This is a genomic window from Gottfriedia acidiceleris (assembly GCF_004138285.1).
Lineage (GTDB): Bacteria > Bacillota > Bacilli > Bacillales > Bacillaceae_G > Gottfriedia > Gottfriedia acidiceleris_A.
Window position 1 is genome coordinate 615,149 of sequence record NZ_SCFN01000001.1, and the last position, 20,763, is coordinate 635,911.

Annotated in this window: 25 protein-coding genes and 1 pseudogene; 22 read left to right on the plus strand and 4 right to left on the minus strand. The window is 30.5% G+C overall.

Going from position 1 to position 20,763, the window contains the following annotated elements; translation table 11 throughout:
* Window positions 1-109: 109 nt before the first annotated feature.
* The 11 genes from pstB (at window position 110) to EP747_RS02900 (ending at window position 10,422) form a co-directional block, all read left to right on the plus strand.
* Window positions 110-871: a phosphate ABC transporter ATP-binding protein PstB gene (gene pstB / locus EP747_RS02850; protein WP_235832755.1), complete on the plus strand. Its 762-nt coding sequence runs from the start codon at window positions 110-112 to the stop codon at window positions 869-871.
* Between the two features lie 23 nt (window positions 872-894).
* Window positions 895-1,548, plus strand: coding sequence for a phosphate signaling complex protein PhoU (gene phoU, locus EP747_RS02855; RefSeq protein ID WP_129688439.1), 654 nt, complete (start codon window positions 895-897; stop codon window positions 1,546-1,548).
* Window positions 1,549-1,687: 139 nt separating this feature from the next.
* The gene (locus EP747_RS02860) at window positions 1,688-2,674 is read left to right on the plus strand and encodes a sugar phosphate nucleotidyltransferase (RefSeq protein WP_129688440.1); all 987 of its coding nucleotides are present in this window, start codon (window positions 1,688-1,690) and stop codon (window positions 2,672-2,674) included.
* Window positions 2,675-2,759: 85 nt separating this feature from the next.
* Window positions 2,760-2,909 (plus strand): 50S ribosomal protein L33, encoded by a 150-nt coding sequence (gene rpmG, locus EP747_RS02865; protein ID WP_056475024.1) that lies wholly within the window; start codon window positions 2,760-2,762, stop codon window positions 2,907-2,909.
* A gap of 122 nt (window positions 2,910-3,031) precedes the next feature.
* On the plus strand, window positions 3,032-3,595 hold the full coding sequence (locus EP747_RS02870) for a 5-formyltetrahydrofolate cyclo-ligase (RefSeq protein WP_129688441.1): 564 nt from the start codon (window positions 3,032-3,034) through the stop codon (window positions 3,593-3,595).
* Window positions 3,596-3,805: 210 nt separating this feature from the next.
* Window positions 3,806-4,753 (plus strand): L-lactate dehydrogenase, encoded by a 948-nt coding sequence (locus EP747_RS02875; RefSeq protein WP_129688442.1) that lies wholly within the window; start codon window positions 3,806-3,808, stop codon window positions 4,751-4,753.
* 125 nt (window positions 4,754-4,878) lie between these two features.
* Window positions 4,879-5,625, plus strand: coding sequence for a M15 family metallopeptidase (locus tag EP747_RS02880; protein ID WP_419179264.1), 747 nt, complete (start codon window positions 4,879-4,881; stop codon window positions 5,623-5,625).
* Between the two features lie 90 nt (window positions 5,626-5,715).
* The gene (locus tag EP747_RS02885) at window positions 5,716-5,919 is read left to right on the plus strand and encodes a YqgQ family protein (RefSeq protein ID WP_129688444.1); all 204 of its coding nucleotides are present in this window, start codon (window positions 5,716-5,718) and stop codon (window positions 5,917-5,919) included.
* 57 nt (window positions 5,920-5,976) lie between these two features.
* Entirely contained in the window at window positions 5,977-6,951 is a 975-nt protein-coding gene (locus EP747_RS02890; RefSeq protein WP_129688445.1) for an ROK family glucokinase, read from the plus strand.
* Window positions 6,952-7,250: 299 nt separating this feature from the next.
* On the plus strand, window positions 7,251-9,143 hold the full coding sequence (locus EP747_RS02895; protein WP_129688446.1) for an LTA synthase family protein: 1,893 nt from the start codon (window positions 7,251-7,253) through the stop codon (window positions 9,141-9,143).
* Window positions 9,144-9,477: 334 nt separating this feature from the next.
* Complete coding sequence (locus tag EP747_RS02900; protein WP_165346806.1) at window positions 9,478-10,422, plus strand: M14 family metallopeptidase; 945 nt, start codon at window positions 9,478-9,480, stop codon at window positions 10,420-10,422.
* 85 nt (window positions 10,423-10,507) lie between these two features.
* Here EP747_RS02900 and EP747_RS02905 read toward each other — a convergent pair whose 3' ends face one another.
* Complete coding sequence (locus EP747_RS02905; RefSeq protein ID WP_097978526.1) at window positions 10,508-10,684, minus strand: DUF2759 domain-containing protein; 177 nt, start codon at window positions 10,682-10,684, stop codon at window positions 10,508-10,510.
* Between the two features lie 157 nt (window positions 10,685-10,841).
* Between EP747_RS02905 and EP747_RS02910 the strand changes: the two genes are divergently transcribed.
* Window positions 10,842-11,468, plus strand: a complete 627-nt coding sequence (locus EP747_RS02910; RefSeq protein ID WP_129688448.1) for an MBL fold metallo-hydrolase — start codon at window positions 10,842-10,844, stop codon at window positions 11,466-11,468.
* 12 nt (window positions 11,469-11,480) lie between these two features.
* On the plus strand, window positions 11,481-12,611 hold the full coding sequence (locus EP747_RS02915; protein ID WP_165346808.1) for an SAM-dependent methyltransferase: 1,131 nt from the start codon (window positions 11,481-11,483) through the stop codon (window positions 12,609-12,611).
* A 29-nt stretch (window positions 12,612-12,640) separates the two neighbouring features.
* Here EP747_RS02915 and EP747_RS02920 read toward each other — a convergent pair whose 3' ends face one another.
* On the minus strand, window positions 12,641-12,883 hold the full coding sequence (locus EP747_RS02920; protein ID WP_056475051.1) for a DUF2626 domain-containing protein: 243 nt from the start codon (window positions 12,881-12,883) through the stop codon (window positions 12,641-12,643).
* A 349-nt stretch (window positions 12,884-13,232) separates the two neighbouring features.
* On the opposite strand from EP747_RS02920, the gene comGA reads away from it, so the two are divergent.
* The 9 genes and pseudogenes from comGA to EP747_RS02970 all read left to right on the plus strand — a co-directional run bounded on the left by comGA (window position 13,233) and on the right by EP747_RS02970 (window position 17,952).
* Window positions 13,233-14,294, plus strand: a complete 1,062-nt coding sequence (comGA, locus tag EP747_RS02925) for a competence type IV pilus ATPase ComGA (protein ID WP_129688450.1) — start codon at window positions 13,233-13,235, stop codon at window positions 14,292-14,294.
* On the plus strand, window positions 14,287-15,330 hold the full coding sequence (gene comGB, locus EP747_RS02930; protein WP_129688451.1) for a competence type IV pilus assembly protein ComGB: 1,044 nt from the start codon (window positions 14,287-14,289) through the stop codon (window positions 15,328-15,330). The genes comGA and comGB overlap by 8 nt, the downstream gene beginning before the upstream one ends.
* 11 nt (window positions 15,331-15,341) lie before the next feature.
* Window positions 15,342-15,638: a competence type IV pilus major pilin ComGC gene (gene comGC, locus EP747_RS02935; RefSeq protein ID WP_098233287.1), complete on the plus strand. Its 297-nt coding sequence runs from the start codon at window positions 15,342-15,344 to the stop codon at window positions 15,636-15,638.
* Window positions 15,604-16,077 (plus strand): competence type IV pilus minor pilin ComGD, encoded by a 474-nt coding sequence (gene comGD, locus EP747_RS02940; protein WP_129688452.1) that lies wholly within the window; start codon window positions 15,604-15,606, stop codon window positions 16,075-16,077. The genes comGC and comGD overlap by 35 nt, the downstream gene beginning before the upstream one ends.
* Complete coding sequence (locus EP747_RS02945; RefSeq protein ID WP_129688453.1) at window positions 16,064-16,393, plus strand: hypothetical protein; 330 nt, start codon at window positions 16,064-16,066, stop codon at window positions 16,391-16,393. Before comGD ends, EP747_RS02945 begins: the two co-directional genes overlap by 14 nt.
* Window positions 16,374-16,808 carry a competence type IV pilus minor pilin ComGF gene (comGF, locus tag EP747_RS02950; RefSeq protein ID WP_129688454.1) on the plus strand — a complete coding sequence of 145 codons (435 nt, stop codon included), beginning with the start codon at window positions 16,374-16,376 and terminating at the stop codon, window positions 16,806-16,808. Before EP747_RS02945 ends, comGF begins: the two co-directional genes overlap by 20 nt.
* Entirely contained in the window at window positions 16,777-17,181 is a 405-nt protein-coding gene (locus EP747_RS02955; RefSeq protein WP_129688455.1) for a hypothetical protein, read from the plus strand. The genes comGF and EP747_RS02955 overlap by 32 nt, the downstream gene beginning before the upstream one ends.
* A 13-nt stretch (window positions 17,182-17,194) precedes the next feature.
* Window positions 17,195-17,720 (plus strand): annotated as a pseudogene (locus tag EP747_RS24645) (shikimate kinase).
* A 22-nt stretch (window positions 17,721-17,742) separates the two neighbouring features.
* Window positions 17,743-17,952 (plus strand): YqzE family protein, encoded by a 210-nt coding sequence (locus EP747_RS02970; protein WP_129688458.1) that lies wholly within the window; start codon window positions 17,743-17,745, stop codon window positions 17,950-17,952.
* Window positions 17,953-18,086: 134 nt separating this feature from the next.
* On the opposite strand, the gene EP747_RS02975 is transcribed toward EP747_RS02970, so the two are convergent.
* Both EP747_RS02975 and EP747_RS02980 read right to left on the minus strand, forming a co-directional pair.
* Complete coding sequence (locus tag EP747_RS02975; RefSeq protein ID WP_129688459.1) at window positions 18,087-18,893, minus strand: YqhG family protein; 807 nt, start codon at window positions 18,891-18,893, stop codon at window positions 18,087-18,089.
* On the minus strand, window positions 18,880-20,565 hold the full coding sequence (locus EP747_RS02980; RefSeq protein WP_129688460.1) for a DEAD/DEAH box helicase: 1,686 nt from the start codon (window positions 20,563-20,565) through the stop codon (window positions 18,880-18,882). The genes EP747_RS02975 and EP747_RS02980 overlap by 14 nt, the downstream gene beginning before the upstream one ends.
* Window positions 20,566-20,763: the final 198 nt, after the last annotated feature.

The following is a 20,763-nucleotide window of genomic DNA, read 5'->3' on the forward strand; positions in this document are numbered from 1 at the left end:
ATTAAAAATAGAAAGCTTCCTTTAGGATGAGAGGGGATCGAAAGTTATGACAACGACAATAAATAGAGAGAATAAAATTAATAACGATGATAATGAAGAGACAAATACAATGAAAAAATCAATTGTTTATGATACTCAAGATTTAAATTTATGGTATGGACAAGATAAAGCATTAAAAAATATAAATTTAAGTATTTATGAGAATGAAGTTACTGCGATTATTGGACCTAGTGGATGTGGTAAATCAACCTATTTAAAAACGTTAAATCGTATGGTTGAGTTAGTTCCTTCAGTTCGAACGGAAGGAAAGATTCTTTACCGCGAACAAGATATTTTCGATAAAAACTATCCTGTTGAAGAATTAAGAACACACGTAGGAATGGTATTCCAAAAACCAAACGTATTCCCTAAATCAATTTGGGAAAATGTTGCATATGGACCAAAAATACATGGAATTAAAGATAAAGCTACATTAAATCAGATTGTTGAAAAAAGTTTAAAAGGCGCTGCAATTTGGGATGAGGTTAAAGATCGTTTACATGAGAATGCTTTTGGTCTTTCAGGAGGGCAACAACAACGTTTATGTATCGCACGCTGTTTAGCAATCGAGCCAGATGTTATTTTAATGGATGAACCAACGTCAGCACTAGATCCTATTTCAACTTTAAAAGTTGAAGAGTTAATTCACGATCTAAAGAAAGACTTTAGTATTATTATTGTTACGCATAATATGCAACAAGCAGCTCGTGTTTCTGATAAAACTGCTTTCTTTTTAAGCGGTGAAGTAGTTGAGTTCTCAGATACAAATAAACTGTTCTCAACTCCTAAAGATAAACGTACTGAAGACTACATTACTGGACGATTCGGATAATAGAAGGGAACAGGTGAAAAGAGATGAGAAATCAATTTGAAGCAGACTTAAAATCATTACAAGAAATGATTATCGAATTGGCTGAGAAAACAAAAAAAGCAGTTATTAAAAGTATGGATGCATTTCGTACTGAAAATATTGAACTAGCTTTAGAAGTAATTGACGAAGATGATCGCATCAATAAATTAGAAAAAGAAGTTAATGAATTAATTTTAGTGATTATTACAAGACAACAACCAGTTGCTGTTGACTTAAGAAGAAATTTAACTGCTATAAAGATTGCACATGATCTTGAACGAGTTGCAGATTATGCTGTAAATATTGCAAAATCGACAATTCGTATTCGTAGTCGTCAAGAAAACTTACCTATAGAGAATATCGAAAAGATGCATGAACTGGGCTTAGACATGTTAACAAAAGCAGCAGAAGCATACCGAACAGAAGATTTACAAGCTGCAAAAGAGATTGGTGAAATTGACGATCTTGTTGATGAATTGTATGGAACAACTGTTAGAACGCTAATGTCAAGTATTGCAAATTCTCCTGAGCATGTATCCAATATTATGCAAATGGCATTTATTTGTAGATATCTTGAACGAATTGCTGATTATGCAACAAATATTGCAGAGAATATTTATTATTTAGTTAAAGGTAAACATTATTTATTAAATCAATAAAAATAAGACGATATAGTTTATAACAGTCAAATAAGTTAAAAGGGTGTTCAGACAAAATTTACCTGAATGCCCTTTTGTCATATTTATGTAATATTAAGCATACTTCTTTAACTAGTAAAAGATATTGAGGTGGTAATAAATGAAGGTTGTTATTTTAGCTGGAGGATACGGTCAAAGGCTTTTACCAATTACTAACAACATTCCTAAGCCACTATTACCAATCGCAAATAGAGCGGCAATTGAGCATTTAATATTACATTTAACAAGACTTGGGTTTAATGAATTTATCATTCAGCTTCATTATATGTCCCAAGCAATAATTCAGACGATCAATGCAATGAAATTAAAAAATGTTTCAATTGATTATATTATAGAAGAAAAAAGTTTAGGGTCAGCAGGTTGTTTAAGACTATCTAAGCATTTTCTTTATGAACCCTTTCTATTAGTGAATGGTGATATTTTATTTGACGGTGATATTAGAGATGCATTAAAAACTCATTTTGAAAGTAAAAGTAGATTTTCTATGTTTGTAAAACAAGTTGATAAATGTGGGTCATACGGAAATGTAAAAGTAAAAAATGGACAAATAATCGATTTTATTGAAAAGCCAAATGTGGGTAGTGAAATTAGTAAATTAGTTAATACTGGAATTTATATTATGAACCCTGAATTATTATTTCAAATTCCAGAAAATCGTTATTTTGACATTAGTAATGATCTAATTCCTTTAATGTTGAAAAATAATATTAGTTTAAATGCTTTTCAATTAGAAGGTTATTGGATTGATTATGGAACACCTAGAAGGTTTGCAAAGCTGAACGTAGATTGGATAGAAGAGAAATTAAACTTACCTATTCCTGCTGTACAAATATTACCTAGAATCTTTTTAGGTGAGCATGTAACGATAAATAATAATGTTAAGATTGTTTCTCCAGTTATTATTGGGAATGATGTTACGATTGAAGAGAACTGTGTAATTGGCCCATATGTGTCGATTAGTTCTAATATTCGAATCGATCAAGGCAGTGTATTACATCACCAAGCTGTCTTTCAAAAATATACTCTGAATTATGAGAATAAGTTTGTACATAATTCAATAAAAAAAATATCAAAAGAAATAAATTGAATCAATAAAAACTATGGAAATTATCGCGAAAGAATGTTATTATATACAAGTCTGATTATGTCACTATGTCAGGAGGGAAAATAAAATGCGCGTAAATATTACATTAGCATGTACAGAATGCGGAGATCGTAACTACATCACTACTAAAAATAAACGTAATAACCCAGACCGTCTTGAGCTTAAAAAATATTGCCCAAGACTTAAAAAAGTTACAGTTCATCGCGAAACAAAGTAAACAGTAGGAATTTTCCTACTGTTTTTTTTATATTTAAATTATAATTTTAATTGGAATACATTTTTTACTTTAATAAAACTTTTACTATAGAAAATTGATCCTGACCTAAGGAGGCCGTTATTATGGAAAAAAAAGAAATTAGAAATTCTATGATGAAAAACTTGAAAAATATTTCAATTTCGGACCGAGACGATAAGTCAAAACAAATTATAGAAAAATTATTAAGTACAGAACAAATGAAGAGTGCAGATATTATAGCAACAACGATGCCAATGGAACATGAAATAAACACTAAGTATTTAATCACTGCTTGTTGGAAAATGAATAAATCAGTTGTCGTGCCTAAATGCAACCATGAAACTAGAGAAATGCATTTTTACAAAATTAATTCATTTGATGATTTAAAGAAGGGTTATTTTGGAATAAACGAGCCAATTGAAGAAAAATGCGAGAAAATTAGAAAAGAATTTATTGATTTAATAATTGTTCCTGGCGTAGCATATACAAAAAATGGTGAACGACTAGGTTATGGTGGTGGTTATTATGATCGCTACTTAGAAGATTATAATAAACAACTATTAGCCTTAGCATATGACATCCAAATCATTGATGAACTACCAACAGAAAAACATGACATTAAAATGCCGTTAGTTTTAACAGAATCAAGAATAATAGAGGCGATTTAATAAGTGTATAATGTGACAAGATTTGTTTGAAAATAGATAAGACTTAATTAGGTCTTATTGTTTAATAATCAAATTTGTACACAATGTATTTGCACACGACTAACATTGTAACAAATTTGTAAAATGTTTCACAAACTTTGAGTGGATATACATATATAATATAGAAGTCCCAATTACTTACACTTTTATAATACAAATGAGGTGGATATTATGTTACACAAAGAAGTAAATCGTGTCGCACTTATCGGAACAGGCGCAGTTGGAGCTAGCTATGCTTTTGGTATGTTAAATAAAGGTGTTGCCGAAGAACTAGTTATGATTGATTTAAATAAGGATAAAGCGGAAGGAGACGCAATGGATTTAAGCCATTGTCTACCTTTTGTAGATTCTAGAACAAAAATTTGGGCTGGAGATTACAGTGATTGTAAAGAGGCGAGTTTAGTCGTCATTACAGCTGGAGCAGCTCAAAAACCAGGAGAAACTCGCTTAGATTTAGTTGCAAAAAATTGCGCTATCTTTAAAGGAATCGTTGGAGATATTATGGCTTCAGGATTTGACGGTATCTTTTTAATTGCTACAAATCCAGTAGATATTTTAACTTATGCGACTTGGAAATTTTCAGGTTTACCAAAAGAAAGAGTAATCGGATCTGGTACTAGTTTAGATACTGCACGTTTTAGATATATGCTTGGTGATTATTTTAATGTTGATGCAAGAAATATCCATGGTTATATTATCGGTGAACATGGTGATAGTGAACTACCAGTTTGGTCTAAAACAACTGTTGGTACGTCACCTATACACCATGTATTAAAGAAAAATCCAAAATATAGTCAAAGAGAACTTGATGAAATCTTTTTAAATACACGTGATGCTGCATATCACATTATTAAGAAAAAAGGTGCAACATACTATGGAATTGGAATGGGCTTAGTTAGATTAACAAAAGCGATTCTAAAAAATGAAAATAGTATTATTACTGTTTCTGCATATTTAGATGGACAATATGGAGAACATGATCTCTATATTGGTGTTCCAGCAGTAATTAATCGTGGTGGAATTCGTGAAATCGTTGAACTAGATTTAAATGAGTTAGAGCAACGCCAGTTTAAAAACTCTGTAGACACATTAAGAAAAACGATGGAACCTATTTTATAAACTTGTACAACTAAGACCTCTTTCTATTTGAAAGAGGTCTTAGTGTATAGATTATTTGAAAAATATGCCATCTTTTAATATTGTAAAGGTAACAAATAGAAGTTAAGGAGGTAATTTTGAAAAAAATAAATAGTAAGTACGCATGGGTTTTAATAATATTATTTATTATTGGACTAGCTTTATTTTTTGAAAAACAAAATTTTTTTAATAATCATCTAAAAAAACCTAAAGAGACTTCGCTGAAATTTCCTAATTATGATGATACAGCTATCGAAGCTGAGAATGGATTATTAGCTGTAACGAATCCTACATCTAATTTAGTATTAGTTAATAAAGAAAGAAAGCTTCCAGATGGGTATGAACCGCCAGATTTAGTTTATCCGATTGTTCCTTTACATGGTGCAAACAAAGATAAGACATTAATGAGGAAAGAGGCAGCTCATGCTTTAGAAAAACTATTTGAAAAAGCAGAGTCAGATGGCATAAAGCTTACTCCAGTATCCGCATATCGCTCTTTTGATCGACAAAAAAGCTTGTATAATTATTATGTACAAATTCATGGAGAAGATTGGACTCAATCTTTTAGTGCTGTTCCTGGTACAAGCGAACATCAAACTGGTTTATCAATAGATGTATCATCTCCAAACTTCGGTAACAAGCTTGAACAAGAATTTGGAGAAACGAAAGAAGGAACTTGGCTTGCAGACCATGCACATGAATTTGGATTTATCATTCGATATCCAGAGGACAAAGAAGATATTACTGAATACAATTATGAACCATGGCATATAAGATATATCGGAATAAAATACGCTACATATCTCTATGAAAATGATTTAGCTTTAGAAGAAGTAATGAAGCCTAAAAAATAAATGGTTTGTTTGGTATTTCACATTGACGAGTAATCGTTTCCAACTTATACTTATTACATATTTAGAAAGATTAAATAATAGGAGTTAAGTATGAAATCCGTATATGATATTCAACAATTTCTAAAGATTTATGGCACCATTATTTATACAGGTGATCGATTAGCTGACTTGATGTTAATGCAAGATGAGCTAAAGGAATTATTTTTAGCGAATATACTTGAAATTAAAGATTTACAAGTTGCAACCATGATATTAAAAAAAGAGATGGATGAAATAAAAAATAAAACGGTTTGAAGAAATCGTTTTTTTTTAGAATCTATTGCAAACGATTTCACTGCGAAGGGAGAAGGCATTGTGGCTAAAATGATTGTAGGTGTAGATTTAGGTGGTACAAGCATTAAATTGGCATTATTAACGAATAACGGGGAATTCATCGATAAATGGGAAGTACCAACAGATAAATCTGATAGTGGTAAGCATATTCCTAAAACAATTACAATTGCAATTGAAGAAAAGCTTAAACAGATGGATAAAACAAAGGAAGATATCGCTGGAATCGGTATTGGAGCTCCAGGTTCGGTTCGATTAGAAGATGGACTTATATTTGCAGCAGTAAATTTAGGTTGGGTTAATTATCCTTTAAAAGAAATTTTAGAAAAGGAATCAGGCATTCCTGTAATCGTTGATAATGATGCAAATATAGCAGCTGTTGGCGAAATGTGGAAAGGTGCTGGAAATGGAGCAAAAGATGTAGTAATGGTTACGCTAGGAACAGGAGTAGGTGGAGGCGTAATTGTAAATGGAGATGTTGCGCATGGAATTAGTGGATCTGCAGGTGAAATTGGCCATATAACAGTACAACTTGAAAATGGAGTATTATGTAACTGTGGGAAAACGGGATGCTTAGAAACAATTTCTTCAGCTACAGGAATTGCAAGAATCGCAAACGAGAAATTACAAATTACGACAAAAGAGACAGTTTTAAAAGAAATGTCGAATGATTCGCCAATTACAGCAAAAGATGTTTTTGAAGCCTACTCAAATGGAGATGAAGTTGCAGAAGAAATCGTTAATCATGTAATGAGATATCTTGCTTTAGTTTTAGCCGGAGTTGGAAATACATTAAATCCTGAAAATATCATTATTGGTGGCGGAGTATCAAATGCTGGTGAATTGTTATTAAAACCACTAAAGAAATATTTTGACGAATTTGCTTTTACTACTGTGCGTGATTCGACAAAACTTTCAATTGCCAAGTTAGGGAATGATGCAGGAGCAATTGGAGCTGCATATTTAGTAAAAAAATTTATTACTAATGAAATTTAACTTAAATTTAAGGTACTTCTAATTGAAGTACCTTATTATGTTTATTGTATTGAATTGAAAAAAAAATTAGTTATTTGACGAAGGAACTAGTTTATGATAAATTGAATGACGTTAGAAAAAAACCTAAGGTTACGTCAAATAAATTTTTTTGATCCATACATTTAGTAGCTAAAAATTGTATGAATCATTTCAAAAATTCTTGGTATAAAAATGCCAATAAAATAGATATGTGAAATGCCAAACATTGTTTTATAATAGATAAAATAGATTAATAGTCTTAACAAGAGGAGGAACAGAATATGTGGAAAAAGTTTATTAAAAACTTTGGATTCCCGTTACTTGCTGTATTCCTTTTATGGATTAAAGCAACTATTCTAAGCCAATTTTATTTTGATTTAGAAATTGAAAATTCAATGCAAGAATTTATTTTAATAATTGCTCCTATATCTTCATTATTAATATTTATAGGTATAGCTCTTTTTGCAAAAGGACCAAAACGAAATAGAGCAGTTATTTGGATTACTGTAATCATGTCCTTTATACTAGTAGCTGATACAGCTTATTATTCATTCTTTGACGATTTCGTAACGATTCCAGTTTTATTTATGACACGAAACTTTGGGGATCTAGGTTCAAGTGTTAAAGCAATGATCAGCTATAAAACAATCTTAGCTTTTTCTGATATTTTTATCTTAATTGCGGTTAATTATTTCTGGGGTAAAAAATTCTTTACTACTGGTAACATCAAAGGGAAAGCTAGAACAGCTTATTTCTTAGCAGCGGTTGCTATTTTCTTAGTTAACCTTGGTTTAGCAGAAACTGAACGTCCACAATTATTAACACGTTCATTTGATAGAGAATACATTGTTAAATTCTTAGGATTATACAATTACCATTTATATGATATGGTTATTCAATCAAAAACATCTGCTCAAAAAGCGATGGCTGATGATAGTGAATTAGCAGGAATTGAAAACTTTATTCGTGCTAACGATACTGGTGTGAATGCACAATTACATGGTAAATATAAAGGTAAAAACGTAGTTGTAGTTTCATTAGAATCATTACAAAATTTCGTAATTGGACGAAAAGTTAATGGACAAGAAATTACTCCTTTCTTAAATAAATTTACGAAAGAAAGTTATTATTTTGATAATTTTTACCACCAAACTGGACAAGGTAAAACATCTGATGCTGAATTCTTAATTGATAATAGTTTATTCCCATTAGATCGTGGTGCTGTATACTTTACAAACAGTAGTAATACGTTTACTGCTACACCAGCAATTCTTAAACAGGATCAAAATTATTACACTTCAGTAATGCATTCAAATAATAAATCGTTCTGGAACCGAGATATGATGTATCCAAGTCTAGGCTACGATCGTTATTATAATGAAGTTGACTTTAAAGTAACTGCAGCTACTTCAATTGGCTGGGGACTAAAAGATAAATATTTCGTTGAACAAGCAGTAGACAAAATGGCATCAGAGCCTAAACCGTTCTACAACCGTATGATTACACTAACTAACCATTATCCATTCGAATTAAATGATGAGGACTTAATGATCCCTCGTTTAAAAACTGGAGACCAAACTGTTGATAATTATGTAACAACAGTACGTTATTTAGATGAATCAATTAAACATTTCATTGAAGAAATGAAAGCAAAAGGTTTATATGATAATACAATCATTGTTATGTATGGTGACCACTATGGTATTTCTGAAAACCATAACCGTGCAATGAGTGAAGTATTAGGACAAGACATTACACCTGCAGAACATGTTAAATTACAAAAAGTACCTTTCTTTATCCACTTACCTGGACAAACTAAGGGTGAAACAGTTCATAAAGTTGCAGGTCAAATTGATGTTAAACCTACAATTTTAAACTTATTAGGTGAAGATCCAAATAAAACATCTATCAACTTTGGTAATGATATTTTCTCTCCTAAACACAAAAACTTTGTAGTTTTCCGTGATGGAACAATTGTTACTGATAAATATATTTACACTGGTGAGAAGATGTATGATCCAAATACTGGTGAAGAATTAAAAGGACAAAAACCACCTAAAGAAGACTTAGCAAAAGCAAATAAATCACTTGAGTATTCAAACTCAATTATTTATAAAGATTTACTTCGTTTCTATGAAGTTAAATATAAAAAAGCTGATACGAAGTTTGAATAAACATGAAAAGCACTTCCTTAATGGGAGTGCTTTTCTTTTGTTACATAAAAAGTAGTTTGTCTTATAAAAAAGTAATATCATGTTAATTTCCACTACAGGATGTTTGATTTTAAGTGGGGCGAGATTGAGCTCCCTTGACACATTCGAACTGCAGCGTCTTTTAGCACCATCTCCCAGCCATCCCGCTAATCCCACAGGACTCGAGAACTCACAAACTTTAATATATCAATATGACCATGTTAAAACGCTATAGAAAGCACTTCCTAAACGAAAGTGCTTTTCTTTATTTTAATTACATACAATTAACTAGAAAATAACTGATGAGGTGAAAATTTTGTATAAAAACGATCAGCCTTTATCCTTTCATCCAAGAAGATACGATTTTAATGAACTTTCGAAAGATATTCGTTTATTAATTCAAGAATTTCCTTTTCTTCGTTTAAATACAATTGGGCACAGCGTATTAAATAAGCCTATATATGAGATTCAAATTGGAAATGGACATAGAAAAGTACATTGGAATGGTTCATTTCATGCAAATGAATGGATTACAACCTGTGTAATCATGAAAATGCTTTATTGGATATGTAACACTTTAACAACTGAGGAGTTGCCTTTTCATAAAGAATTATTAGCTTTATTAAGTGAAAATACCTTGTCGATTGTTCCTATGGTTAATCCTGATGGGGTAAATTTAGTTATAAATGAAGTTGTTGATCAAAGCGATTATATGGAATTTGTTTATAAAATTAACGAAGGAAATGACGGTTTTACTGGTTGGAAAGCGAATATAAGAGGTGTTGATTTAAACAATCAATTTCCTGCAAATTGGGAGTTAGAAAAAGAAAGAAAGAAACAAAAAACATACTCTCCTAGAGACTACCCAGGAGATGCTCCATTAACTGAACCAGAAACAATTGCAATGAGTAATTTAGCAATCGAAAGGAAGTTTGATCTTATTTTGGCTTTGCATACTCAAGGTAAAGAATTTTATTGGGGTTATGACAATCTTGAACCGCCTATCTCGGAAGTCTATGCTAACTATTTTTCTAGTGTCAGTCCCTATAAGGCAGTAAAAACAATTGATAGCCATGCAGGTTATAAGGATTGGTATATACAAGATTTTCGGAAACCAGGATTTACACTTGAATTAGGTAAAGGAATAAATCCATTGCCACTCTCTATGTTTGAATCCATTTTTTCCGAGACGTTTCCAATACTGTTAGCGTCATTATTTAATTTAGAAAATTTCAATCCAATTCAATCATCTGCAAAATAAAAAAGCTGACAATTTTGTCAGCTTTTTTATTTTAGAACATGTTTTCTATATGTAGAAATTTGCTCGTTACATAAGGAAATAAATTTTATAAGTGCGCTGGTGGATAACCGTTATGTAAAATTGTCATAATGGCAAACCAAGCAAATAAAACTAATGTAACACCAGACCAAAAAACGGCTAAAAAGTTCTTATTCTTTAATGATCCTATTAAAGCTGGAACACATAGAATAGCTACTAGTATAAAAATAATAACTGTACCCATTGTAAACCCCCTATAAATTTCTTCAAGCAACCCCTGTTTGCTATCACATCATTATTATTGTAAAACTTTTGTGAACAATTGTCTATTTGAAATTAAGTGCTAAAACAAAATTATGATATAGTATTATATAGATTAAAAAAGAAAGCAGGGTATGAATATGAATGTTTTACAATTACCATTAGGTCCATTACAAACTAATTGTTATATCTTAAGTAATGATATGAATGAAGCGGTTATTTTTGATCCGGGCGAAGAAGCACATGTAATCTTTAATGTTATTGAAGAAAATAAATTAAAGCCATTAGCGATCCTTTTAACCCACGCCCATTTTGATCATATTGGGGCTGTTGACGATGTGCGTGATGAATATAATATACCCGTTTATATTCATAAATATGAAGCAGATTGGTTAACAGATGGACAAAAAAATGGTTCTGAATTATTTATGAGAAATCAGTCAATCTTTGCAAGAGAAGCAGATCACTTGATCGAAAAAGAAGGCAAAATGGAAATTGGTCGTTTCTTATTTTCAGTTTTTGAAACTCCAGGCCATTCACCGGGAAGTGTTTCATTTTATTGTAAAGAAATAAAGACAGTATTTTCTGGTGATGCATTATTTGAAGGAAGCATTGGACGAACTGATTTACCAGATGGTGATCACGACCAGTTGATCAGAAGTATAAAAGGTAAGCTTCTTTCTTTACCTGATGATGTCGTTGTATGTAGTGGTCATGGAGAAACTACAACGATTGGTGATGAGAAAAGGCATAATCCATTTTTATAATAAGGTAATATGATGAAAAACAATATTATTAATGCGATAAATAATAGCAAAGAAGGTTTTATTACATACGAACAATTTATTTCGTTAGTGCTTTATGATCATGAAAAAGGTTATTATCAAAAGGCAAATGAAAAAATTGGACGAAAAGGTGATTTCTATACTTCAAGCTCAGTAGGTTCAGTATATGGAGAAGTAATTGCAGCTTCATTTTGTCGGTTTGTTAAGAATAAGCTAATCGAACCACTTTTTGTTGAAATTGGTGGTGGAAATGGCAGATTCGCATCATCCTTTCTTTCGTACTGTGAAAAAAAAGAGCCTGAAATATATCATAATTTAACTTACTATATTATTGATGCAAGTCAATTTCATCGTAAATTACAAAAAGAATTATTGGCGAACCATTTGAATTGTAAATACTTCTCAAATATATTAGAAATCGAGCAAATCAATAATGGAATGGTATTTTCAAACGAATTGTTTGATGCTTTACCTGTTCGAGTAGTTGAATTTTATCAAAACGAATGGCATGAGGTAGTCATTATAATTGATGAACTAAATAATCTGAAAGAAAATCACGTTAAAATACAAGATAATGAAATCAGTGATTTTCTAAGTAGATACAATTTTGTAGGAAAAAATGGGCAAAGAGTTGAAATTCCTGTTGGTATGGAAAAAGTTTATGATCTTTTACAGTCGAAAATTAGTAAAGGAATCATTTTAACTGTTGATTATGGTTTTACTAGGGAAGAATGGGATGCACCCCATCGAATTAAGGGAAGCTTGCGCGGTTATTACAAGCATGAAATGAAATCAAATATACTAGAGAATTTAGGACATATGGATATTACAACTCATATTCACTGGGATGAATTAAAAAAGTTCGGATTACAGAATAATATCGAAAATCTATACTTTTCTAGCCAAAGAGATGCAATATTAGATTTTGGTATATTAAATTGGCTTATTCCGCATGCTCAGTCAAATCCATTTTCAAACGAATATAAACAAAATAGAGCTGTACAATCTTTAATTATGCCAGGAGGAATAAGCGATTCGTTTCAATGGCTATTACAAACAAAAGGTATGTCAATAAACGATCATATTAAGTTGAATGAATTGATTTCATTAAATGAATACAAATAAAAAAACCAGTCATATGACTGGTTTTTTTATTATTCACTAAAGCCAGGTACTAATAAGAAAGTACTATAATATGTAAATCCAATAAAGAACACAGTTAAGTATGCGCCAAAGATATAGATGTACATACGCTCAGAAAGCTTTAGATAGCCTAATACTACGAAAAATGCTGTTTGACATGCGAAAATAAGTGCAGCTGCTGACATATGTCCAACAAAGAACATTACCGTAAATATAGCTGTCCAGAATCCTAGAACGCGGAACATTCGATCCATCCTAAATCCCCCCATAAAAAATTTCTACCCATTCATTATTATAAAATAAGAAAGTTACAATTGTAAACAATGTATTAATACAATTCTAAATTGATTCAAGAGATAATGAAATTAACTATATCTGATATTATTTTTCTTATTTAATGATTTTCTATACATTGATTTGAAAACATACTTTTTGATTTACGATATAAATTTGATTTTCTGGTTCGTTATTTCAGTAAATTACCTTTAGTTTGTAAATAAATTTTAGCTAAATTTTATATTTTCGTTCCGTTTCATAATTATCATGATTTGATTGAAAAGGAAAACAAAAATATAATAGCTCATATAGAAAGGGGGAATAAAAATGGTATCAGTAGAAAAAATGGTCGAAGAACTTCTAAAAAAAGCTTGCCATTTTGGAGCATCGGATATTCATTTATTACCAAAAAAGGATGATGTACAAATTTTTTTTCGTGTTGATGGTGAATTGAAACTTATTCAGCGAATAAATAAAGAGAAGTCTAAGAGGATTATCATGCATTTGAAATTTTTAGGAAGTATGGATATAGGAGAAATTAGACGACCACAGACTGGAATTTTAGTTGTTAACATTAATGAAATTTTATTATCACTTCGTTTGGCGACTTTACCAACGATTATCGATGAATCTATGGTTATTCGTATTCATCCCCAACAAAAAATTGCTCCAATAGAAAGTCTTTCCTTATTCCCATCTACAACTCGTAAGCTTTTGTCTTTATTACATCATTCACATGGGCTAATGATGTTTACAGGACCAACAGGCTGCGGGAAAACGACAACGTTGTATTCCTTATTACAGTCAGCTAAAAAGGACATAGCACGAAATATTATCACTTTAGAGGATCCGATTGAAAGGAAATCTGATGAATATTTTCAAGTCCAAGTTAATGAAAAAGCAGGCTTAACATATGCAACAGGATTAAAAGCTATTCTTCGGTCTGATCCAGATATAGTAATGGTAGGAGAGATTAGAGATGAAGAGACTGCAAAAATTGCCGTTAGGGCAGCATTGACCGGTCATTTAGTATTAACGACAATTCATTCTAATAACACCAAAGGTGCATTATATCGAATGTTAGAGCTTGGAATTCCAAAAGAAGAATTATTTCAGGCAATGGTTGCAATCGTTTCTCAAAGATTAGTTCCAATAAAATGCCGTTATTGTGAGGGTGAATGTGAACCAAGTTGTTTTGTTAATCGAAGTCACAGAAGATTAGGGGTATATGAATTGCTATATGGTAATGCTCTAAATTCAGTTATTAATGAATTTAGAGGGATACAAGAAGAAGTTCAATTGTCTACATTAAATAGTCAACTCATTAAAGGATATGCCTTAGGTTTTATTGATAACAAAAATTTGGACCGAAGTATAATCTATGGGTAAATTTTTTAATAAAAGAAAATTAACTTATATTGAACAAGCTAAGCTATTAAAAATATTAGGAGAACTTTTACAAAAAGGTTATCCTCTAATTCAAGCAATTGAATTCTTAACGATTCAATTCCCAGATGACCTAAAAGAATTGATTTATAAAGCTAACATAGCTTTGGTGGAGGGAAGATCATTTATCGATTTTGCTAAAATGCTTGGCCTTCACCAAGATGTACTTGTTTACTTGTATTATGCAGAAAAGCATGGTGATTTGTCCTTAGCGCTAGCTGAAGGCAGTTTTATGCTTACAAAAAAGATTCAACATAGAGCTTACATAAGAAAAATCATGGGATATCCTATTTTTTTAATCACAATCTTGTTGCTAATTTTGTTTTTGTTTAAAAATATAATCATTCCTCAATATGAAATGTTATTTTCAACATTCCATTCTAATCAGAACTCTTTTATTTTTATCTATCTACAAGTTATAAAAAGATTACCTTCAATTATGTTTTCTACTCTTTTCCTAATTGGATTGATTGCTTTTGGATACTTATTTACAATTAATAAATTAAATTCAATAGAACGGATGAATAAATTAGTTCAAATTCCGTTAGTTAGTAAGTATTTAATAACAATGAATACTTATGAGTTTTCAATGCAGTTAAGTATATTATTACATGCTGGTTTTCCCATAGTTGATGCACTAAAAACAATGCAGAATAATGATAGTAGGACATTTATAAAAGAAAAAGCAGTAGTTTTCTACAATCAAATTTTAAACGGAATTTCTATGCAGGAAGCATTTAAAAATGAACGTGCATTTCATAGAGATATTATATTTGTGATTGAACATGGCATGAACAATAGTACTCTTAGTAAAGAACTTGCTGATTATGCTGATTATTTAAAGGAGAGTATTGAAGCTTACTTTCACCGATCGATAAGGATCATTCAGCCGATTATTTTAATCCTCATTTCATCAAGTATTCTATCACTGTATATAGCCATCCTGTTTCCTATGTTTCAATTGATGAACAATATCTAGGAGGAGTTATTTTGAATGAAAAAGGGTTTACTTTAATTGAAATGTTAATTGTTTTATTTATCATTTCACTTCTTTTATTGCTAGTGATACCCAATTTAGGAAAACAGCAACAGTCGATTCAAACGAAAGGATGTTCTGCACTTCAAAAAATGGTTCAGTCAAGTGTTGAATCGTATCGATTAGAAAATGAACAATTACCCGAAAGTTTATCAGTTTTAAAAGAACAGGGCTATATAACATCATATAAATGCAATAACAAAGTTGAATTATCGTATGATAAAGCAACTGGCTCTGTATCAATACCTTAAAAAAAGGTTGGGTAATTCGTTTGGTTTTACATTTGTTGAGATGTTATTAGTCCTTTCAATAATGATATTGTTACTAATTTTACCTATCAATCAAGTTAGGAAGATTGAAGATGAACAAAAGTTAACATTATTTATTCAAATGCTTCAAAATGATATTTTTCTTGCACAAAGGAACGCAATAATAAAACAAATTCCTACTAGGATTATCTTTTATCAAAATAAATATGAATTGGAAGATAATTTACTAAATCCTCCTGTAGTCATTCGAAATTTTGACAAATCAATTAACATAACTTACCTTACTTTAAAACCTCCGTTAAGATATAACTCCGACGGTAATATCTCTAGCTCTGGAACGATTTCAATTAAATATAAAAAAGCTGAATATATTGTTACTTTTTATATAGGAAGTGGTCGATTTAAATATGATCGGAAATGAAAAAGGGTTTACATTTATCGAGGCAGTTATTTCTTTAAACTTACTGATTATTTTTTGTATTATGATCGTTCCTTCTATGTCATTACTTTTACAAAAAAAAGATAAGTTAACGATTAGCAATTTGGCAGATGACTTATTAACAAATATGGTTCATCTTTATTTTATTAACAGAGAAGATTTTAAAGAAGGTTTCTATACAAAGAATGGGAGAGAGTTTTTAGTAAAAATAAACTCTAGAAATAATTTTAATTCGATTTGTGTAACTTGGACTGATCGAGATAAGGAAAGTGAAATATGTGAAGAAATTACAGAATGAAAAGGGATTTACTTTACTAGAAACACTTTTTTCACTTGTTTTATTTTTAATGATTATTTCTATATCGACTTCAAGTATAAAAAGCTTTGTTAAACGAAATTACAGTTATGAATCCGTAAATAGGTTAGAATTAGATAATTTTATAAAAGAAGTTCAAAAAGAGGCAAACAAGAGTATAAGTTTTACAGTGCATTCCGACCTTCTTCTCTTTGAAGAGTTTAATCAAGTTACGATTAGTTATCGCAAATACGCAACGATTATTCGACGACAAAGGCTTGGATTAGGACATGAAATTGTACTTCAGAATATAAAGGATATAAAGTTTGTACAAATAAGCGAAAAGCAAATCCTAGTAAAAGTAATCGATTTAAATGGTGGAATTTATGAAAAAACTATTCGGATGTTTATCAATTAAATTTAAAATGCTTGGTGAAAATGGAGTATATTTACCTTACACGATCTTTATGATAAATATTTTACTAATTTTTTTTCTAATACAAATAGATATCTTTCATTCGTTTAATACCTTTTATTCTTATACGAGAAATCAAAACGAACTAGACCGTGTACATTCACGAGCAATTTACGATTTAAAGCATGGTAATTTACCACTTCAAGGAAATACAATAAAGTATTATAATAATACAAAAATTATATTGAATACTTCTTTAATAACAAATGATGAATATCATGTAACTTTCACTAGTAGTAATTCAAAAATAAAAAAACATGTAGTTCAATTTAAATATAAAAAAAGTACAAACCAAGTATCTGATTGGATCGATTAAGTTGGAGGATGAAATGGAATCAATTTATTTAGTAGGATTTATGGGGTGTGGAAAGACGACTGTTGGTAAGGAATTAGCTAAAAGAGTAAACAAAAAATTTATTGATTTAGACGAGGAAATTGTTTCTCAAACAGGCAAAAGCATACCAGAATTGTTTAATGAGTTTGGTGAAAGCGGTTTTCGCGATATAGAAACGCAAGTATTAAAAAATTTGCCATCAAAAAAAAATGATCACTTCAACAGGTGGTGGAATCATTCTTCGTGATGAAAACATTTGGTATATGAAAGAAACTGGCAAAATAATTTATCTTGAAACTCCAATTGAAATAATTTACGAAAGAATCCATTTGGATTCTAACCGACCCAATGCTGTAAATCGATCAATAGAAGAATTGACGGAACTATTTCAAGGGAGAGAATCACAATATAAAAAAGCAGATTATGTAATTTCAACGAATAATTTAACACCAATTGAAATTGCGTTGGAAATCATTGACTGTTTAAATTATTCAAAAGGAGGAGATAGTAGAAATAAGTGATAAGAAAGTAAGGTGATTTCTTTTGAAAACAAATGATTATGTAAAATATATGACAGAACAATTTATTAATTATATCGATCAACCTAAAGAGAAACGTGACTCAATAAAACAAGAAAAAGAAGAGTTGAAAGCTCCATTTTCTACTAACATGTTTGGTATGTTACCATTAAGTCTAGCTTTATTGATGAAAAAAATTCAAAATCGTAAAGACAAAGAAAAGAAAAGTATTTAGTTAATAAGACTGATTTCAAATATAGAAGTCAGTCTTTATTTTTGGGCTATAAAATTTTTAATAGTAGGAAGAACAGGAAAGAGGAACAATCTTTTTTAGATCTCCCTCTATACTTAATCCCCACTTAAAAGCCTTTAATTTAATTTATTCATTGTGTTTGGTGATAGATAAAAAAGTCCACCATTAATAGCATCAACATGAATAATTGGCTCATAAAGTTCTTTAAGTGCATTAAATTCTACATGATAATTTTCAGGTTTTTCTTCATCATCTTCATAAAATTGATTTAATAAATCTAAATCATGTTGCCATCTATTCCTTGCTTCTTCAGCCCATACCGTATCTTCTTTTTCAATTTTGTTTCGAAGTAATTGTTCCATTCGATTTAAACCACTTATTGGTTTAATCAAAGGTGACATGGAATAGCAAAAATCAGGTATTTTAGAGTTGAATTGGATTTTTTCAAGTTTTGTATGAAAATCCTCAATAATCTTTCCGGAAATTAAATGGATTCCAAAAGAATATAAATAATCTTTTTTATGATCACAAGTAAAAGATACCTGATAGTTAACAGCTAACCAAGGGTGTAATGGAATTTGTTGGCCCATAGGTGCTTTTGTGTCTTCATAAAGTCTAATTGACTGTCCTAGTTCATTAACGATTGAGAAAATTTGGTGAAGTCGTGGCGAGCCAAAATGAATTTGTTCACCTTTAAGATCTTCAGGTGCATTATCACTATCTGTGATAAGTGTTAACTTCATTGGATTTGGGATACCGCCTGTTTTTTCTAAATAATGCCAATAGAAAGGACGATTCATTAATTTTTTATCCATCTCAATTGTTAATTGTATTTCTAAATATGTCGGAGTTTTCTTTATGATTTCACAATCATTATGCCTGAAAAAGTATTCGATATAATCGTGGATTTCATGTTGCTGCATAACTATCACCTGCTTGCTTATGTTGCTGTAATTGAATGATGGACGTTAAATTTTCCATTTTAATTTTCATTTCACCTTCAGTTTTAGAGTTAATAAATATTTCATTCATATGAGCTTCAAAATCTTTATAAGGAATTCTAGTTAGAATATCATCCAGTTCACCAATCACACGCTCAAATAAATTGATTTTTTCATAAAGTAGTCTTAGTATGTGTTCTTCAATTGAGCCAACAGTCGCAAAGTTATAGATACTTACATCCTCTGTTTGTCCAAGTCGATGTATACGTCCTATTCTTTGTTCTAGTCTCATAGGATTCCAAGGAAGGTCATAATTAATCATGTTTGAACAAAATTGTAGGTTAATACCTTCACCACCAGCTTCGGTTGCTATTAGGACCTGTACACGATTTTTAAATAATTCTTTCATCCAATCTTTCTTACCACGTTTAAAGCCACCTCGAAATGGCACTGATGTAATACCGTTTTGCTTTAATAACCATTGTAAATATAACTGTGTTGCGCGATATTCAGTAAAAATAATGACTTTATCATTTATTTTTTTAATTATTTCAACTACTTTATTTGCTTTTGAATTAGATGTAATTTGATTAATTTGATGAAAAATTTTCTCGATATAAGGATCGTTAATATCAATATTTTCTTTTTCAAATCTTTGAAGCATTTTTTTCATTGATACATAAACTGCTTCACGACTACTACAAGCTTCACGCTTAAATGTTAAAAATGAGAATGCTGAGGTTACCCCAGTATATTGTGATTTCTGCCATTCATCGATTAAATCATATAGTTTTTGTTCTTCCTCATTAAAATTAATTAGTACTGTTTCTACCTTTCGCTTTGTCCACTCGATGCCTGTATCTTGTCTACGATTTCGAACCATTACTTTTCCAATTAGTTCTCGTAATAAGTCTTCATGCTCTAATGAGCGGTTCTTAGCAGAAAAATATTCTTCAAAACTAGATTTATTACCTAAATGGCCAGGTTTTAATAAAGAAACTAAATGGAAAATTTCTTCTATGTTATTTTGAACAGGTGTAGCAGTAAGCAGTAAACAATATTTCTTTTTAAGATGTTGTACAAACTCATAGTTTTTTGTTTTATTATTTTTAAGTTTATGAGCTTCATCGATAATGACGAGATCATAATTGATACTTAATATTTTTTCTCGATGAGGATCTCTTTTTGCTGTATCGATTGATGATACAACAACATCACAGCTATCCCACACATAATTCTTTTTTTGTTGTGCGATTGCTGGAATATGGAATTTTGTATTTAATTCAAAGGTCCATTGTGATACAAGTGATGCTGGAACTAGTATAAGCACCTTATTAACTAAACCACGAATCATGTATTCTTTTAAAATTAAACCTGCCTCAACTGTTTTACCTAATCCTACTTCGTCAGCTAAAATTGCTTTTCCATTCATTTTTTCAATTACAGTCGTAGCTACATCTAATTGATGAGGCAATGGAGTTAAATTTGGTAAATGAGTAGGAGCAATCATACCAGTAAAAGATGGAATTGCTAATTTTGTAGAAGTATGATAGGCAAGCTTATAATTCTCCCAATTTGACCATGGTCCATCATTTTCAAGCTTCTCTAAGAACTCTTCTTGCCACTCTGTATGGAATTTAATCTCAATTGACATGTAAACTTCACCTATTTCTTTTTTATATTGGATAATCATGAACGTTATTGTAAAATAATAGGTATAACGTTCGTTATTTTATTTTTAAAAATTTTCACTTGGATATTGATGAAACTTGTCGTTTAATGTTAGGATAATAGTGTAGAAAAAAAGTAAAAATTTATTATTCTTTTATTAAACAAAAAACTTTTATTGTTA

What these genes read in the sequence shown, in the direction of transcription:
- pstB (WP_235832755.1), top strand. Translation starts at nt 110, where the DNA reads ATGAAAAAATCAATTGTTTATGATACTCAAGATTTAAATTTATGGTAT.
- phoU (WP_129688439.1), top strand. Translation starts at nt 895, where the DNA reads ATGAGAAATCAATTTGAAGCAGACTTAAAATCATTACAAGAAATGATT.
- EP747_RS02860 (WP_129688440.1), top strand. Translation starts at nt 1,688, where the DNA reads ATGAAGGTTGTTATTTTAGCTGGAGGATACGGTCAAAGGCTTTTACCA.
- rpmG (WP_056475024.1), top strand. Translation starts at nt 2,760, where the DNA reads ATGCGCGTAAATATTACATTAGCATGTACAGAATGCGGAGATCGTAAC.
- EP747_RS02870 (WP_129688441.1), top strand. Translation starts at nt 3,032, where the DNA reads ATGGAAAAAAAAGAAATTAGAAATTCTATGATGAAAAACTTGAAAAAT.
- EP747_RS02875 (WP_129688442.1), top strand. Translation starts at nt 3,806, where the DNA reads ATGTTACACAAAGAAGTAAATCGTGTCGCACTTATCGGAACAGGCGCA.
- EP747_RS02885 (WP_129688444.1), top strand. Translation starts at nt 5,716, where the DNA reads ATGAAATCCGTATATGATATTCAACAATTTCTAAAGATTTATGGCACC.
- EP747_RS02895 (WP_129688446.1), top strand. Translation starts at nt 7,251, where the DNA reads ATGTGGAAAAAGTTTATTAAAAACTTTGGATTCCCGTTACTTGCTGTA.
- EP747_RS02905 (WP_097978526.1), bottom strand. Translation starts at nt 10,684, where the DNA reads ATGGGTACAGTTATTATTTTTATACTAGTAGCTATTCTATGTGTTCCA.
- EP747_RS02910 (WP_129688448.1), top strand. Translation starts at nt 10,842, where the DNA reads ATGAATGTTTTACAATTACCATTAGGTCCATTACAAACTAATTGTTAT.
- EP747_RS02915 (WP_165346808.1), top strand. Translation starts at nt 11,481, where the DNA reads ATGAAAAACAATATTATTAATGCGATAAATAATAGCAAAGAAGGTTTT.
- EP747_RS02920 (WP_056475051.1), bottom strand. Translation starts at nt 12,883, where the DNA reads ATGGATCGAATGTTCCGCGTTCTAGGATTCTGGACAGCTATATTTACG.
- comGA (WP_129688450.1), top strand. Translation starts at nt 13,233, where the DNA reads ATGGTATCAGTAGAAAAAATGGTCGAAGAACTTCTAAAAAAAGCTTGC.
- comGB (WP_129688451.1), top strand. Translation starts at nt 14,287, where the DNA reads ATGGGTAAATTTTTTAATAAAAGAAAATTAACTTATATTGAACAAGCT.
- comGD (WP_129688452.1), top strand. Translation starts at nt 15,604, where the DNA reads ATGATAAAGCAACTGGCTCTGTATCAATACCTTAAAAAAAGGTTGGGT.
- EP747_RS02945 (WP_129688453.1), top strand. Translation starts at nt 16,064, where the DNA reads ATGATCGGAAATGAAAAAGGGTTTACATTTATCGAGGCAGTTATTTCT.
- EP747_RS02955 (WP_129688455.1), top strand. Translation starts at nt 16,777, where the DNA reads ATGAAAAAACTATTCGGATGTTTATCAATTAAATTTAAAATGCTTGGT.
- EP747_RS02975 (WP_129688459.1), bottom strand. Translation starts at nt 18,893, where the DNA reads ATGCAGCAACATGAAATCCACGATTATATCGAATACTTTTTCAGGCAT.
- EP747_RS02980 (WP_129688460.1), bottom strand. Translation starts at nt 20,565, where the DNA reads ATGTCAATTGAGATTAAATTCCATACAGAGTGGCAAGAAGAGTTCTTA.